The sequence below is a fragment of the Streptomyces sp. NPDC046716 genome (assembly GCF_040645755.1).
GTDB lineage: Bacteria > Actinomycetota > Actinomycetes > Streptomycetales > Streptomycetaceae > Streptomyces.
Genome location: NZ_JBEYYU010000064.1, coordinates 1 through 13874, shown reverse-complemented (window position 1 = coordinate 13874; position 13874 = coordinate 1). Strand labels below are relative to the sequence as shown.

Here is a 13874-nt window from a genome sequence, read left to right as displayed (position 1 = left end):
GGTCGCGGTGACCACGGCGTCGTAGGACTCGCGGGCCTGACCACCCCACAGCGGCGCGCGGCACTTGCGTCCATTCTCTGACGGCGCGTGGGCGAGGGCTGCCCCGCGGATGTGCTGTCGGAGCAGGTGGGCGGCTCGTGCGGGCTCATTTCGCCGCTGGTTCGATGATCGGTCCGTTCGAGTTGTGAAAAGAAGACGCTGCCGAGGTCTTGCCGAACTCTTGCCTCGACCCTTAAATCAAACCGCGAACTAAGTGGTTTTCTCTGGCCGTTGAACTCTTCCGGACACGGTAGGAGTGCGCTCCACTGCGCCCGTCCATCCAGACGTGCGCTCACTTGGTGAAGGCTGCTTCGGCCGTTTCACCCTCACCCCCGCACGGAGTGACACGCATGAGACACAGATCCTTGGGGATCGCGCTCGCCACGGCGGCGGCGCTGCTGACCATCCCCGCCCAGGCCTCCTCGGCGGCGGCCGCCGACACACCGCTCTCCCAGGGCAAGACCGTCACGGCCTCCTCCACCGAGAACGGCGGGACGCCCGCGGCGTACGCCGTCGACGGTGACACCGGCACCCGCTGGTCGTCCGCGGCGACCGACAACCAGTGGCTCCAGGTCGACCTCGGGGCGTCGGCGACGCTCAGCAAGGTCGTCCTCAACTGGGAGGCCGCCTACGCGAAGGACTACAAGATCCAGGTCTCCGACAACGGAAGCACCTGGTCCGACCTGAAGTCGGTCACCGGCTCCGACGGCGGCACCGACACCCTCGACGTCTCCGGCTCCGGCCGGTACGTCCGGATGACCGGCGTCACCCGGGCCACGCAATACGGCTACTCGCTCTGGGAGTTCCAGGTCTTCGGCGGCTCCGGGACCACCCCGCCGGCCGACGGCTGCTCGACCGCGAACGCCGCCAAGGGCCACCCGGCGACCGCGTCCACCACGGAGAACGGCGGCACCCCGGCCTCCGCCGCGTTCGACGGCGACACCGCCACCCGCTGGTCCAGCGCCGCCGCCGACCCGCAGTGGGTCCAGGTCGACCTCGGCTCGTCGCAGAGCATCTGCAAGGTGGACCTCAACTGGGAGGCCGCGTACGCCAAGGCCTTCAAGATCCAGGCCTCCGCCGACGGCCAGAGCTGGACGACCCTGAAGGACGTCACCGGCGCCACCGGCGGCACCACCTCGTACGACGTCAGCGGCACCGGCCGCTATCTCCGGATCTACGGCACCACCCGCGCCACCGGCTACGGCTACTCGCTGTGGGAGGTCGCGGTGCACACCGGCTCCGGCTCCACCACCCCGCCCGTCGAGGGCGGCGGCGACCTCGGCCCGAACGTCATCGTCGTCGACCCCAGCACGGCGAACCTCCAGGGCAAGTTCGACCAGGTCTTCGCCCAGCAGGAGTCGAACCAGTTCGGCTCGCAGCGCTACCAGTTCCTGCTCAAGCCGGGCACGTACAACAACATCAACGCCCAACTCGGCTTCTACACCTCGATCTCCGGTCTCGGCCTCAACCCCGACGACGTGCGGATCAACGGTGACGTCACCGTCGACGCGGGCTGGTTCAACGGCAACGCCACGCAGAACTTCTGGCGCTCCGCCGAGAACCTCTCCCTCAACCCGGTGAACGGCACCGACCGCTGGGCCGTCGCCCAGGCCGCGCCGTTCCGCCGCATCCACGTCACCGGCGGCCTCAACCTCGCGCCGAACGGCTACGGCTGGGCCTCCGGCGGTTACATCGCCGACTCCAAGATCGACGGCACCGTCGGCCCGTACTCGCAGCAGCAGTGGTACACCCGCGACAGCTCGGTCGGCGGCTGGACCAACGGCGTCTGGAACATGACGTTCAGCGGTGTCCAGGGCGCCCCGGCGACCGACTTCGACACCGGCCCGTACACGACGCTCGACACCACCCCGGTCTCCCGCGAGAAGCCGTTCCTGTACCTGGACGGCAACGACTACAAGGTCTTCGTCCCGGCCAAGCGCACCAACGCGCGCGGCGTGTCCTGGCCGGCCAACGCGGGGACCTCGCTCCCGCTGAGCCAGTTCTACGTCGTCAAGCCCGGCGCGACCGCGGCCACCATCAACCAGGCGCTCTCCCAGGGCCTGAACCTGCTCTTCACCCCGGGCGTCTACCACCTCGACCAGACCATCAACGTCAACCGCGCCAACACCGTGGTCCTCGGTCTGGGCCTCGCCACGATCGTCCCCGACAACGGCATCGACGCCATGCACGTCGCCGACGTCGACGGTGTGAAGCTGGCCGGCTTCCTCATCGACGCGGGTTCCAAGAAGTCCGACACGCTGCTGCAGATCGGCGGGGCCGGCGCGAGCGCCGACCACGCCGCGAACCCGACCTCCATGCAGGACGTGTTCGTCCGGATCGGCGGCGCGGGCCCCGGCCTCGCCACCAACTCCGTGGTCGTCAACAGCGACGACGTGATCGTGGACCACACCTGGATCTGGCGTGCGGACCACGGTGAAGGCGTCGGCTGGGAGACCAACCGCGCCGACTACGGACTCGTCGTGAACGGCGACGACGTCCTCACCACCGGCCTGTTCGTGGAGCACTTCAACAAGTACGACGTGCTCTGGAACGGCGAGCGCGGCCGCACGATCTTCTTCCAGAACGAGAAGGCGTACGACGCTCCCAACGCCGCCTCCATCACCCACGACGGCATCGTTGGATACGCGGCCTACAAGGTCGCCGACAGCGTCAACACGCATGAGGCGTGGGGCCTGGGCAGCTACTGCAACTTCACCTCGGATCCGAGCATCGTGCAGCAGCACGGCTTCCAGGTCCCGGTGAAGTCGGGCATCAAGCTGCACGACATCCAGGTCATCTCCCTCGGCGGCAAGGGCCAGTACGCCCATGTCGTGAACAACACCGGCGCCCCGACCTCGGGCACCAGTACCGTCCCGTCCAAGATCACGTCGTTCCCGTGATCGTGAGGCAGGCGCACTGACGCGTCCGCGCGGGGCATCCCGGACCGGGGTGTCCCGCGCGGACGCCGTTCCGCGAGAGCCCGTTCGTGCCCGCTCCCGCCGACCCGCTACGGTCCTCGTCATGCCAGCTCACGATCAGCCCCACCCCGCGCCCGACCCCTCGCGCATAGCCGCCGCGATCCACGCCCTCGGCGTCTCCGCCCAGTCGCCGACGCCCGAGGAGTTGGCGGAGCAGGCGCGGGCCGTGGGCGGCGAGCACGTCCTCGCCGCCGTCCTCGCCAACGCCCTGTACGGCGCCTCCATCGGTACGGGGATGGTGACCGAGGGGAACATGCTCGCGGCGGGTGCGGGCCCCCAGGAGATGGCGCTGGCCCGCGAGCAGGTGTTCAAGACGCCGGGCGCCGACTGGACCGGCGTGATGGGCCTGCTGCACTGGCAGACGGGGCACGTCTGGAACGTCCTGAAGAACGTGCACGAGGAGGAGCGCGATCCGCTCGGCACGGCCGGGGCGCACGCCGCCAACGCCCTGCTGAACCTGTTGTCCTGCATGTCCGTGACCGGCCCCGACGATCCGCGTGCCGCGGACGTCCCCGCCGATCTCGCGAGTGCGCGCGCGGATCTGGTCGCCGCGGTGGAGGCGTTGGACACGCTGTCGGCCGCCGGGCCGCAGACGGCTCCCGGCGGCGCACCGGCCGCGTGACCGTCGGCGGCGATGGGGCGTCCGGCCGAGCCGACGCGCGGCTCGGCGGCGGCGTCAGGAATCCGGGCCGGTGGACGGCGCGGCGGGGCCGAGGTCGCCCTTGAGTGTCGTGCGGACGATCTGCGGGCGGTCCCACAGCGCCAGGATCTCGTTGGCCAGGTCGACGGTCGGCAGCAGGGCCTGCTGCCCGTGGTCCGTGATGGAGGCGGCCGACAGGCCGCGCGGAACCGCCCCGGCGTCGAGCAGCACCCGCCACTCCCGCGGACCGAGCCGCAGGAACTCCAGGCCGCCGAGCCGGGCGATCTCCAGCGGGTCGGCGAGCGTGCCCGGGTAGGCGCACAGCGTGCGCAGCCGGGGCAGTCCGACGACCGGGGCGAGGCTGACCGGCGCGTCGTCCCAGACCCCGATCGACAGCACCTCGAGGCCGGGGTGGGCGGCGGCCTCGACGCTCGCCACGCCACGGATGTTGACGTGCGCCACGGCCGGTGGCTGTTCGCCGCGCGCACCCCGCGGTGCGCGCGGCGAGCGGTCCAGCACCAGGTCGGTGAGGGACTCCGCGATCAACTCCGCGCCGACGCAGCCCTCGTGGCCGATCAGGATGATCTGCCCGATGTGCCCGTGGGGACCCGGCGTCAGGTCGACCGCGAGCCGGTCGCCCCCGCCGTTGTCCCCGAACACGATCCAGCCCGGCGAGCCGACCAGGCCCTGCACGCGGGCGCCGGGCCCGGTGACGACCGCCTCCATGGCGCCGTGGTCCCAGGGAGAGGGACGTGACGCGGCGTCGGCGACATAGCAGGAGGCCAGCGGGAAGAGGTCGCACCCGATCGCTTCGTCGATCCGCTCCGCGGCCTGGAGACCGGTCTCGGAGCCCTCCTCCCACGTCGGGTGGGCGACTTGGTAGAGAGCCTTCAGCTCCTCGGGCAGGGCGACGCCGAGCCGCGCCTCCGTGGCGGCGATCTCCGCGCCGCTCGCGCCGACGGCGTCGGGCACCCGCTCGCGCACCGTGCGGGCCAGCAGCGCCGGGTCCGCCGTCGGGCCGGGCACCGCCCCGGGCGCCGGGTCGGGGAGCCGGCGCCAGGGCTCGGGCACCGCGCCGTCGACGAGGATCAGCGCCCCCGGCTGCGCCGTGCCGATCCCGGATTCGACGGCGGGGCTCGGCCCCATCACGCGGAGCGTCGCCTGCCCGGCCGGCGCGAACTCCGCGGAGAAGGAAACGCCCTCCACCCCGGCCGCCGCCAGCGCGCCCCGCACACGCTCCACCGCGTCGAACTCCTGCTGGTGGTCGCTGACTTGTGCGGCGACCCCGGGCCTGGGCCGCGGCCGCTCCAGCGGCAGGCTCCAGCCGTCCCGTCCTATGCGCCCCGCCGCGCGCGCGAGGGCATCGGACCGCCGACCGGTGCCGTGGTCCCGCAGGAGCCGCAGCACGGGGGCCCAGGTGGCGAAGTCGTGCAGCCCCGCGGACGTGAGTCTCTGATCAGCCATGAGGCGACCCTAGGGCCTGTCTTCACACTCCCCTCTGCCCCGCGACGCCTGGCACGTGCTCTCGCCGCACCGGGCACAAGGCCGAGTACGTCCAGTACGAGGCCGTGCGCCCGGCACTCCCCCAGCCTTCGGCCGGGGGGACCCCCTGAGAGCACGCACCAGACGCCGCGGGGCCGCCCTTCGGGCGACGAGGGGAGTGTGAAGACAGGCCCTAGGGGCCGCCACTGACAACGTGCTTGGATCGCCCCATGAGCAACGAAAACGTGCGGCAGATCGGCATTCTGCTCTTCCCCGACGTCGAGGAGCTGGACGCGGTCGGTCCCTGGGAGGTGCTGTCCTACTGGACGCGGGTCTTCCCCGAGGACAAGTGGGCGGCATTCTGCTTCTCCGCCGACGGCAAGCCCGTCACCTGCACGAAGGGGCTGTCGGTCGGAGCGCACCACTCGATGGACGACATGCCCGCGCTGGACGTCCTGCTGCATCCCGGCGGCCGGGGAACCCGGCCGCAGCTCGACGACGGTCGGCACCTGGAGTGGGTGCGGCACCAGCGCCGGTCGGTCCCGCTCATGACGAGCGTGTGCACCGGCTCACTGGTCTTCGCCGCGGCCGGCCTGCTCGCCGGACGTCCGGCGACCACCCACTGGGGCGCACTGGAACGGTTGAAGGAACTCGACCCGACCATCGACGTGCGGGCCGACGACCGTTTCGTCGACGACGGCGACACGGTCACCTCCGCCGGAGTCTCGGCCGGCATCGACATGGCCCTCCACCTCGTCGCCCGGCTGTCGTCCCCAGAACGCGCGCGGCAGGTACGGCGCGGCATCCAGTACGACCCGCAGCCACCGGTGTGAGCCGCCGCGTCGATGATCACCCTCGGTTACTATGCTCACTTCATGCCGGACCGTGGATTGCAGGGCTGAAGAGATGGGTGACCTGGGGACATGCTGAAAGAGGTCACCGCGACCCGCTACATCACCCCCCTCCGCGAGGGCGGCTCGCTGCCCGGGCTCGTCGAGGGGGACGACCAGGACACGTACGTCATGAAGTTCACCGGCGCGGGACAGGGCCGCAAGACGCTCGTCGCGGAGGTGATCTGCGGGCAGCTCGCGCGCCGGCTCGGCTTCCGGGTGCCCGGACTGGTCACGCTCGACCTCGATCCGGTGATCGGCCTCGGTGAGCCCGACCCGGAGGTGCAGGGGCTGCTCAAGGGCAGCGGCGGCAGCAACCTCGGGATGCGGTTCCTGCCGCGCGCGCTCGGCTTCGACCCGCTCGCGTACGCCGTCGACCCGGTCCAGGCGGGCCGGATCGTCTGGTTCGACGCGCTCATCAACAACGTCGACCGCTCCTGGCGCAACCCCAACATGCTCGTCTGGGAAGGCGAGTTGTGGCTCATCGACCACGGCGCCTCCATGATCTGGCACCACAACTGGCGCGGCGCCCCGGCCTGGGCCGGCAAGCGGTACGACGCCACCGACCACGCCCTCGCCCCCTTCGGGCCCGACCTCGCCGCGGCCGCCGCCGACCTCGCGCCGCGCGTCACCGAGGAGCTGCTCGCGGAGGCCGCGGCCGACGTGCCCGACGTGTGGCTGACCGACGAGCCCGGGTTCGACGGACCGGACGCCGTGCGCCGCGCGTACGTGGAGACCCTGCTCGAGCGCGCCCCGGGCATTCACGAACGGATCGACCTGCCGCGGCCTGCCGCCGGATCCGGGCCGCGGACCACCGGCTGGATCACGCACGAAGGAGCCGGCCGGTGAGCCAGCACGAGACCCGCGACGTCTTCGAGTACGCCCTGCTGCGCGTGGTGCCCCGCGTCGAACGCGGCGAGCAGATCAACGCCGGGGTCGTCGTCTACTGCCGCGCCCGGTCCTACGTCACCGCGCTCACCCATCTCGACGAAGCGCGGCTGCTCGCCCTCGACCCCGAGGCGGACGTGGCGGGCGTGCGGGCCCTGCTCGGCGCCGTCGAGCGGCACTGCGCCGGGGGAGCCGCGGCCGGGCAGGCGGCCGCCGACGACGCCGGGCGGCGCTACCGCTGGCTCGTCGCACCGCGCTCGACCGTGGTGCAGCCGGGGCCGGTGCACACCGGGCTGACCAGCGATCCGGCCGCCGAGGCACAGCGGCTGCTCACCCTTCTGGTGCGCTGAGTGATCAGGGGCACCCGGTGGGTACGTTGACACCGGGTGTCAGGACTTCTAGCGTCACACGCACAGGGTACTAAGCGGTTGCTCAGCGATGTCGAAGCCGAGCAGCCGACCTCTAGGGCGAGGAGACCGAAGAGCATGTCCACCACTGAGCAGCGCGTAGCGATCGTCACCGGAGCCGCGCGCGGCATCGGCGCCGCCACCGCGATCCGTCTGGCCGAAGAGGGCCGCGCCGTCGCCGTGATCGACCTCGACGAGGCCGCCTGCAAGGACACCGTCGAGAAGATCACCGCCGCCGGTGGCAAGGCCCTCGCCGTGGGCTGCGACGTGTCCGACGAGGCGCAGGTCGAGGCCGCCGTCGCGCGCATCGCCGAGGAGCTCGGCGCCCCGACCATTCTGGTCAACAACGCGGGCGTGCTCCGCGACAACCTGCTGTTCAAGATGAGCGCCCTGGACTGGGACACCGTCATGAACGTGCACCTGCGCGGCGCGTTCCTGATGTCGAAGGCCGTCCAGAAGCACATGGTGGACGCCAAGTTCGGCCGCATCGTCAACCTGTCGTCGTCCTCGGCGCTCGGCAACCGCGGCCAGGTCAACTACTCCGCCGCCAAGGCCGGCCTCCAGGGCTTCACCAAGACCCTCGCCAAGGAACTCGGCAAGTTCGGCGTCACCGCCAACTCCGTCGCCCCGGGCTTCATCGTCACCGACATGACCGCGGCCACCGCCGAGCGCGTCGGCATGGGCTTCGAGGAGTTCCAGGCGGCCGCCGCCACCCAGATCCCGGTGCAGCGCGTGGGCCGTCCCGAGGACATCGCCAACGCCATCGCCTTCTTCACGGGCGAGGCGGCCGGCTTCGTCTCCGGCCAGGTCATGTACGTGGCCGGCGGACCGCTCAACTAAGGCTGGGGACAACGGACATGACTGCTGAACTCTCGGGCAAGGTCGCCCTCGTCACCGGCGCGAGCCGGGGCATCGGCTACGGCATCGCCGAGGCGCTCGTCGCGCGCGGCGACCGCGTGTGCATCACCGGCCGCGGTGAGGACGCGCTCAAGGAGGCCGTGGAGAAGCTCGGTTCCGACCGCGCCATCTACGTGGCGGGCAAGGCGCACGACGAGGCCCACCAGGCCGCCGCCGTCGAGCGCACCATGGAGGCGTTCGGCCGCGTCGACTTCCTCGTCAACAACGCCGGTACGAACCCCGTGTTCGGCCCGATCGCCGAACTCGACCTGAATGTGGCCAGGAAGGTCTTCGAGACGAACGTCGTCTCGGCGCTCGGCTTCGCCCAGCAGACCTGGAAGGCGTGGCAGAGCGAGAACGGCGGCGCGATCGTCAACATCGCCTCCGTGGCCGGGGTCTCGGCCTCGCCGTTCATCGGCGCGTACGGCATGAGCAAGGCCGCCATGGTCAACCTCACGCTCCAGCTGGCGCACGAGTTCGCGCCGAAGGTGCGGGTCAACTCGATCGCCCCGGCGGTCGTGAAGACCAAGTTCGCCCAGGCCCTGTACGAGGGCCGGGAGGCCGAGGCGGCGGCCGCCTACCCGCTGGGCCGGCTCGGCGTGCCGGAGGACATCGGCGGCGCCGCCGCGTTCCTCACCTCGGCCCAGTCGGACTGGATCACGGGGCAGACACTCGTCGTCGACGGCGGGATCTTCCTCAACGCGGGCGTCGCCTGACGCGTCAGATTGCGGGCGACACCAGACAAACTTCCCGCAGCTCAAGTGCCCCGCCGAATCAGGTAGTTGATCCGGCGGGGCACTGCGATATGGTCTGCCGATCCCATGGCATGGCCGAACGAGGAGCGTGCGCGTGTTCAGACGGTTGCTTGCCCCCCGCGTGTTGGCGGCGACTACGTTCATACCCCTGGTGGCCGGATGCGGGGTGGTGAACGCGAGCGACTCCGAGGACGAGGATCCGATCGTGGTGGGCACCACCAGTGCCCCGAGCACACTGGATCCCGCCGCGTCCTGGGACGGCTCGTGGGAGCTGTTCCGGAACGTCTACCAGACGCTCGTCGCCTTCCCGTCCGGAGCCTCCCAGCCGAAGGCGGACGCGGCCGAGTGCTCCTTCAAGGGCACCGGGAACCGCACCTACCACTGCCGGCTGCGGGAGGACATGACGTTCTCCGACGGGGACGCCCTCGACGCCGCCGCCGTGAAGTACTCCATCGACCGGATCCGGACGATCGGGCTCAAGGGCGGCCCCGAGGGGCTGCTCGGCAGCCTCGACCGCGTCACGACCAGCGGCGATCGTGATGTGACGTTTCACCTGAAGAAGGCCGACGCCACGTTCCCCTACGTGCTCGCGACCCCGGCCATGTCGATCGTCGACCCCGACGACTACCCGGCCAAGTCCGTGCGCAAGGACCGGGAGGTGTCCGGCTCCGGCCCGTACACGCTCAAGTCCTACAGCCCCGGCGACAAGGCCGAGCTGGTCAAGAACGACTCGTACAAGGGGTTCGCCGACCGCAAGAACGGCGCCGTGACGATCCGCTACTTCACGTCGTCGTCCGACATGGTCGCCGCCCTGCGGGCGAAGAAGATCGACGCCACCTTCCGCGGTCTCGCCGCCTCCGACGCGGTGAAGCTCCAGGACAAGAAGAACGAGAAGGAGCTCCAGCTCGTCGAGGGCGCCGGCATGGAGACCAGCTACCTCGTCTTCAACCCCAAGGACCCGTGGGCGGGCAAGAAGGCCGTGCGCCAGGCGGTCGCTCAGATCGTCGACCGCGGCGCCATCGCGCACTCGGTCTACCGGGACACCGTCACCCCGCTGTACTCCATGGTCCCGGCGGGCCTCGTCGGGCACACCACGGACTTCTTCGACGACTACGGCACGCCGAGCGCCGCCAAGGCCGCCCGGATCCTCTCCAAGGCGGGCATCCACGCGCCCGTCCCGCTCACCCTCTGGTACACCACGGACCGGTACGGCTCCGCGACCGAGCCCGAGTTCGAGGAGCTGAAGCGGCAGCTGGAGGACTCCAAGCTGTTCGAGGTGAAGCTGGAGAGCCGGCCCTGGAACACCTTCGAAGCCGGATACCGCAAGGGCGAGTACCCGGTCTTCGGACGCGGCTGGTTCCCCGACTTCCCCGACGCGGACAACTTCATCGCGCCCTTCGTCGGCGAGGAGAACGCGGTGAGCACGCCGTACATCTCGCCGGAGATCACCGACGAGCTGCTGCCGCAGTCCCGCCGGGAGAGCGACCGCGGCGCGGTGGTCCGGCAGTTCGCGCGGGCCCAGCAGATCATGGCCGAGGACGCCCAGCTGCTGCCGCTGTGGCAGGGCAAGCAGTACATCGCCGCGAGCGAGGAGATCGCCGGCGGCGAGCGGGCCCTCGACCCGTCGACGATCATGTTGATGTGGGAGCTGGAGCGCAAGACGAGCTGGTGAGCCGGGGAGCGTCCCGGATTGTCAGTGGCCGCCGGTAGGTTCTTGGGTGTCGATGCGGCCGCGCGTGTCATGACGGCGCGCGCGGCCGTGCAAGTGCTCGTACCCCGGAGGTTGTTGACGTGACCGACACCGCGATGCTGCCCGAGTCCTGGCGCGGCGTCCTCGGCGAGGAACTCCAGAAGCCCTACTTCAAGGAGCTCACCGAGTTCGTCGAGGAGGAGCGCGCCAAGGGTCCCGTCTACCCGCCGCGTGACCAGGTCTTCGCCGCGCTCGACGCCACGCCGTACGACAAGGTCAAGGTCCTCGTCCTCGGCCAGGACCCGTACCACGGCGAGGGCCAGGGGCACGGCCTGTGCTTCTCGGTGCGCCCCGGGGTGAAGACGCCGCCCTCGCTGCGCAACATCTACAAGGAGATGCAGGCCGAGCTGGGCACCCCGATCCCGGACAACGGCTATCTGATGCCCTGGGCCGAGCAGGGCGTGCTGCTGTTGAACGCGGTGCTCACGGTCCGCTCCGGCGAGGCCAACTCGCACAAGGGCAAGGGCTGGGAGAAGTTCACGGACGCCGTGATCCGCTCCGTCGCCGACCGGCCCGACCCGGCGGTCTTCGTGCTGTGGGGCAACTACGCGCAGAAGAAGCTCCCGCTCATCGACACCGACCGGCACATCGTCGTGAAGGGCGCGCACCCCTCGCCGCTGTCCGCGAAGAAGTTCTTCGGCTCCCAGCCCTTCACGCAGATCAACGAGGCGGTGGCGGCCCAGGGCCACGAGCCGATCGACTGGCGCATCCCGGACCTCGGCTGAGGCCGCGCCTGCCCTGGATCGCCGTCGGCGGCGGTTAGCGTCGGAAGCCGTGACCGGTGGGCGAGCCGGTTTCCGAGCTGGGAGGCACCCTTGGCAGAGCAGCGCGAGCAGGCGGCGGACGACGCGCTGCCCACCCGGATCGGGCAGCTGGTCATGCTGCACCACGCCGGAGACCGCGAGGAGGCGAGGGACCGTCTCCTCGGCCTGTGGGCGGAGCTGGGCGAGCATGGCGACCCACTGCACCGCTGCACCCTCGCGCACTACCTGGCCCGAACCCAGACCGACCCGACGGACGAACTGGCATGGGACCTGCGGGCGTTGACGGCCGCCGACTCCTGCGTCGAGCCGCCGTCGGCGGCGCTGCGGGCCCTGTACCCGTCGCTGTACCTGAGGCTGGCGGGCGACTACGTGAAGCTGGGCCGCCCCGGCGCGGCCCGCGGACAGCTGACCCGGGCGCGGGCCGCGGCCGCCGCGCTCGGGGGAGCCGCGGACGACGGGCACGCGGTCGGGGTGCGGGCCGCGCTGACCCGGCTGGAGGGGGAGCTTGCGGGGCTGCCGGGGGAGGACGGGGACGCCGGCGAGGGCGGGGGACACGGCCGACCCGGCGGCGAGCCGCTCGGGCCGCCGCGGAGCGGGTCCTGACGGGCTGTTCCGAGCGGGGCGGGCGGTCAACCGCCGTAGGTGTCCTTGCAGGCGACCGCCTGAGGGCTGTCCGGGTCCCAGCCGCCGTACCGGCGGCCCAGGGCGCAGACGTCGGTCCCCGGGGGCACCGGGACGGCGGGAATCGCGGTGCGCGGCGCCGTGGTGTGGGCGGGAGCCGCGGCGTCCGGCGCCGTGCGCGGTGACGGCACGGTATGGCGCACGGGGGCGCGGGGCGGCTCCGCGGGCCGCCGGGTGGCGGGGGAGCGGTGGGGGGACGGTTCGGTCCGCTGCAGGGCCTCGCGTGCGGGGCCCTGGACGAGCGGCCGGCCGGCGGTGTGACCCTCCGGGCGCGGCGCGGGCGCCGTGGCGGACGGGGCGGCCGCGGCCGGAGCGGGCGGCGCGCTGACGCTCACACATCCGGAGGCGGTGGCAGCGGTGACGGCCGCGGCCGCCGCCGTCAGCAGAAGCGTGGCTGAGCTGGTGGTTCTGAGCACCCGCGCCACTCTGGCGGACCGTGGCCCGGTGGGGGAACAGGATGCGGCGAGGTTGCCCCACACGGGTGATGGGGCGGGCCGGGTGGACCGCGCCGCGCCCGCCGTATGCTGCCCGGACGCAGGCAACGGGGCGAGACAGAGGAGTACGGGACGTGAAGGTCGGCTGCATCGGACTCGGCGACATCGCTCAGAAGGCCTATCTGCCCGTGCTCGCCGCACAACCCGGCATCGAACTGCATCTGCAGACCCGCACCGCCACGACCCTCACCCGCGTCGCCGAGCAGTACCGGATCCCGGCGGCCCAGCGCCACGCCGACCTGGACGCGCTGCTGGCGCGGGGACTCGACGCCGCGTTCGTGCACGCGCCGACGGCCGTGCACCCCGAGATCGTGACGCGGCTGCTCGAAGCGGGCGTGCCGACCTACGTCGACAAGCCCCTCGCCTACGAACTCGCCGAGTCGGCACGTCTCGTGGAACTCGCCGAGGAGCGCGGGGTCAGTCTCGCCGTCGGCTTCAACCGGCGTTACGCGCCCGGGTACGCGCAGTGCGTGGAGCATCCGCGCGAGCTGATCCTGATGCAGAAGAACCGGGTCGGGCTCCCCGAGGAGCCGCGCACGATGATCCTGGACGACTTCATCCACGTCGTGGACACCCTGCGCTTCCTGGTGCCCGGCACGATCGACGACGTCACCGTCCGCGCCCGGGTCGAGGACGGGCTGCTGCACCACGTCGTGCTGCAGCTCGCGGGGGACGGGTTCACCGCGCTCGGGGTGATGAACCGGCTCAGCGGCTCAGCGGAGGAGATCCTCGAGGTCTCCGGGCAGGACACCAAGCGGCAGGTGCTCAATCTCGCCGAGGTCGTGGATCACAAGGGGCAGCCGTCGGTGCGGCGGCGCGGGGACTGGGTGCCGGTCGCGCGGCAGCGGGGGATCGAGCAGGTGGCGTTGGCGTTCCTGGACGCCGTGCGGGCCGGGAAGGTCGTGAGCGGGCGGGATGCGCTGGTCACGCATGAGCTGTGCGAGCAGGTGGTGCGGGGGGTTGGGCTCGGCGGGGTTTGAGGGTGGGGTGCGCTTCCGGCTGCGGGCCGGTGGGGGCTGGTCGCGCAGTTCCCCGCGCCCCTCATGGGTTGTGGGTCGGCCGCGGGCCGGTGGCCGCTTCTCGCGCAGTTCCCCGCGCCCCTGAGATGCCTGCGGCATCCAGGGGAAGGCTGCGCGCAGCGCATGCCTTCAGGGGCGCGGGGTCGCCTACCACCCCGAGAACAACAAGCGCTCGTCCGCGTCGGTGGCG

General features: G+C 71.6%; 13 protein-coding genes. 11 read left to right on the top strand and 2 right to left on the bottom strand.

What is annotated here, in order from left to right; translation table 11 throughout:
* The first annotated feature begins 389 nt into the window (after positions 1 to 389).
* On the top strand, positions 390 to 2939 hold the full coding sequence (locus ABZ930_RS33955; RefSeq protein ID WP_361556708.1) for a discoidin domain-containing protein: 2550 nt from the start codon (positions 390 to 392) through the stop codon (positions 2937 to 2939).
* 121 nt (positions 2940 to 3060) lie between these two features.
* A complete protein-coding gene (locus tag ABZ930_RS33950) occupies positions 3061 to 3639 on the top strand; it encodes a DUF6245 family protein (RefSeq protein ID WP_361556705.1) in 579 nt (192 codons plus the stop codon).
* A gap of 54 nt (positions 3640 to 3693) precedes the next feature.
* On the opposite strand, the gene ABZ930_RS33945 is transcribed toward ABZ930_RS33950, so the two are convergent.
* A complete protein-coding gene (locus ABZ930_RS33945; RefSeq protein WP_361556702.1) occupies positions 3694 to 5121 on the bottom strand; it encodes an SMI1/KNR4 family protein in 1428 nt (475 codons plus the stop codon).
* Positions 5122 to 5369: 248 nt separating this feature from the next.
* Between ABZ930_RS33945 and ABZ930_RS33940 the strand changes: the two genes are divergently transcribed.
* The 8 genes from ABZ930_RS33940 (at position 5370) to ABZ930_RS33905 (ending at position 12093) form a co-directional block, all read left to right on the top strand.
* Positions 5370 to 5972 carry a DJ-1/PfpI family protein gene (locus ABZ930_RS33940; RefSeq protein WP_361556699.1) on the top strand — a complete coding sequence of 201 codons (603 nt, stop codon included), beginning with the start codon at positions 5370 to 5372 and terminating at the stop codon, positions 5970 to 5972.
* A gap of 90 nt (positions 5973 to 6062) precedes the next feature.
* Positions 6063 to 6878 (top strand): HipA family kinase, encoded by an 816-nt coding sequence (locus ABZ930_RS33935; RefSeq protein WP_361556696.1) that lies wholly within the window; start codon positions 6063 to 6065, stop codon positions 6876 to 6878.
* The gene (locus tag ABZ930_RS33930) at positions 6875 to 7267 is read left to right on the top strand and encodes a DUF3037 domain-containing protein (protein WP_361556693.1); all 393 of its coding nucleotides are present in this window, start codon (positions 6875 to 6877) and stop codon (positions 7265 to 7267) included. The genes ABZ930_RS33935 and ABZ930_RS33930 overlap by 4 nt, the downstream gene beginning before the upstream one ends.
* A 135-nt stretch (positions 7268 to 7402) precedes the next feature.
* Positions 7403 to 8164, top strand: coding sequence for a 3-oxoacyl-ACP reductase FabG (gene fabG / locus ABZ930_RS33925; protein WP_111663656.1), 762 nt, complete (start codon positions 7403 to 7405; stop codon positions 8162 to 8164).
* Between the two features lie 17 nt (positions 8165 to 8181).
* Positions 8182 to 8937: an SDR family oxidoreductase gene (locus tag ABZ930_RS33920; RefSeq protein ID WP_353941207.1), complete on the top strand. Its 756-nt coding sequence runs from the start codon at positions 8182 to 8184 to the stop codon at positions 8935 to 8937.
* Positions 8938 to 9124: 187 nt separating this feature from the next.
* Positions 9125 to 10648 (top strand): ABC transporter substrate-binding protein, encoded by a 1524-nt coding sequence (locus ABZ930_RS33915; RefSeq protein WP_361556792.1) that lies wholly within the window; start codon positions 9125 to 9127, stop codon positions 10646 to 10648.
* Positions 10649 to 10767: 119 nt separating this feature from the next.
* Positions 10768 to 11451, top strand: coding sequence for a uracil-DNA glycosylase (locus tag ABZ930_RS33910; protein ID WP_361556689.1), 684 nt, complete (start codon positions 10768 to 10770; stop codon positions 11449 to 11451).
* 90 nt (positions 11452 to 11541) lie between these two features.
* Complete coding sequence (locus ABZ930_RS33905; RefSeq protein ID WP_361556686.1) at positions 11542 to 12093, top strand: hypothetical protein; 552 nt, start codon at positions 11542 to 11544, stop codon at positions 12091 to 12093.
* Between the two features lie 26 nt (positions 12094 to 12119).
* Here the strand turns inward: ABZ930_RS33905 and ABZ930_RS33900 are convergent, their stop codons facing one another.
* Positions 12120 to 12587: a hypothetical protein gene (locus ABZ930_RS33900; protein ID WP_361556683.1), complete on the bottom strand. Its 468-nt coding sequence runs from the start codon at positions 12585 to 12587 to the stop codon at positions 12120 to 12122.
* Between the two features lie 152 nt (positions 12588 to 12739).
* Between ABZ930_RS33900 and ABZ930_RS33895 the strand changes: the two genes are divergently transcribed.
* On the top strand, positions 12740 to 13645 hold the full coding sequence (locus ABZ930_RS33895) for a Gfo/Idh/MocA family oxidoreductase (RefSeq protein WP_361556680.1): 906 nt from the start codon (positions 12740 to 12742) through the stop codon (positions 13643 to 13645).
* Positions 13646 to 13874: the final 229 nt, after the last annotated feature.

Bases quoted from the DNA above. Each gene is read 5' to 3' on its own strand.
- ABZ930_RS33955 (WP_361556708.1), top strand. From the start codon at position 390: ATGAGACACAGATCCTTGGGGATCGCGCTCGCCACGGCGGCGGCGCTG.
- ABZ930_RS33950 (WP_361556705.1), top strand. From the start codon at position 3,061: ATGCCAGCTCACGATCAGCCCCACCCCGCGCCCGACCCCTCGCGCATA.
- ABZ930_RS33945 (WP_361556702.1), bottom strand. From the start codon at position 5,121: ATGGCTGATCAGAGACTCACGTCCGCGGGGCTGCACGACTTCGCCACC.
- ABZ930_RS33940 (WP_361556699.1), top strand. From the start codon at position 5,370: ATGAGCAACGAAAACGTGCGGCAGATCGGCATTCTGCTCTTCCCCGAC.
- ABZ930_RS33935 (WP_361556696.1), top strand. From the start codon at position 6,063: ATGCTGAAAGAGGTCACCGCGACCCGCTACATCACCCCCCTCCGCGAG.
- fabG (WP_111663656.1), top strand. From the start codon at position 7,403: ATGTCCACCACTGAGCAGCGCGTAGCGATCGTCACCGGAGCCGCGCGC.
- ABZ930_RS33920 (WP_353941207.1), top strand. From the start codon at position 8,182: ATGACTGCTGAACTCTCGGGCAAGGTCGCCCTCGTCACCGGCGCGAGC.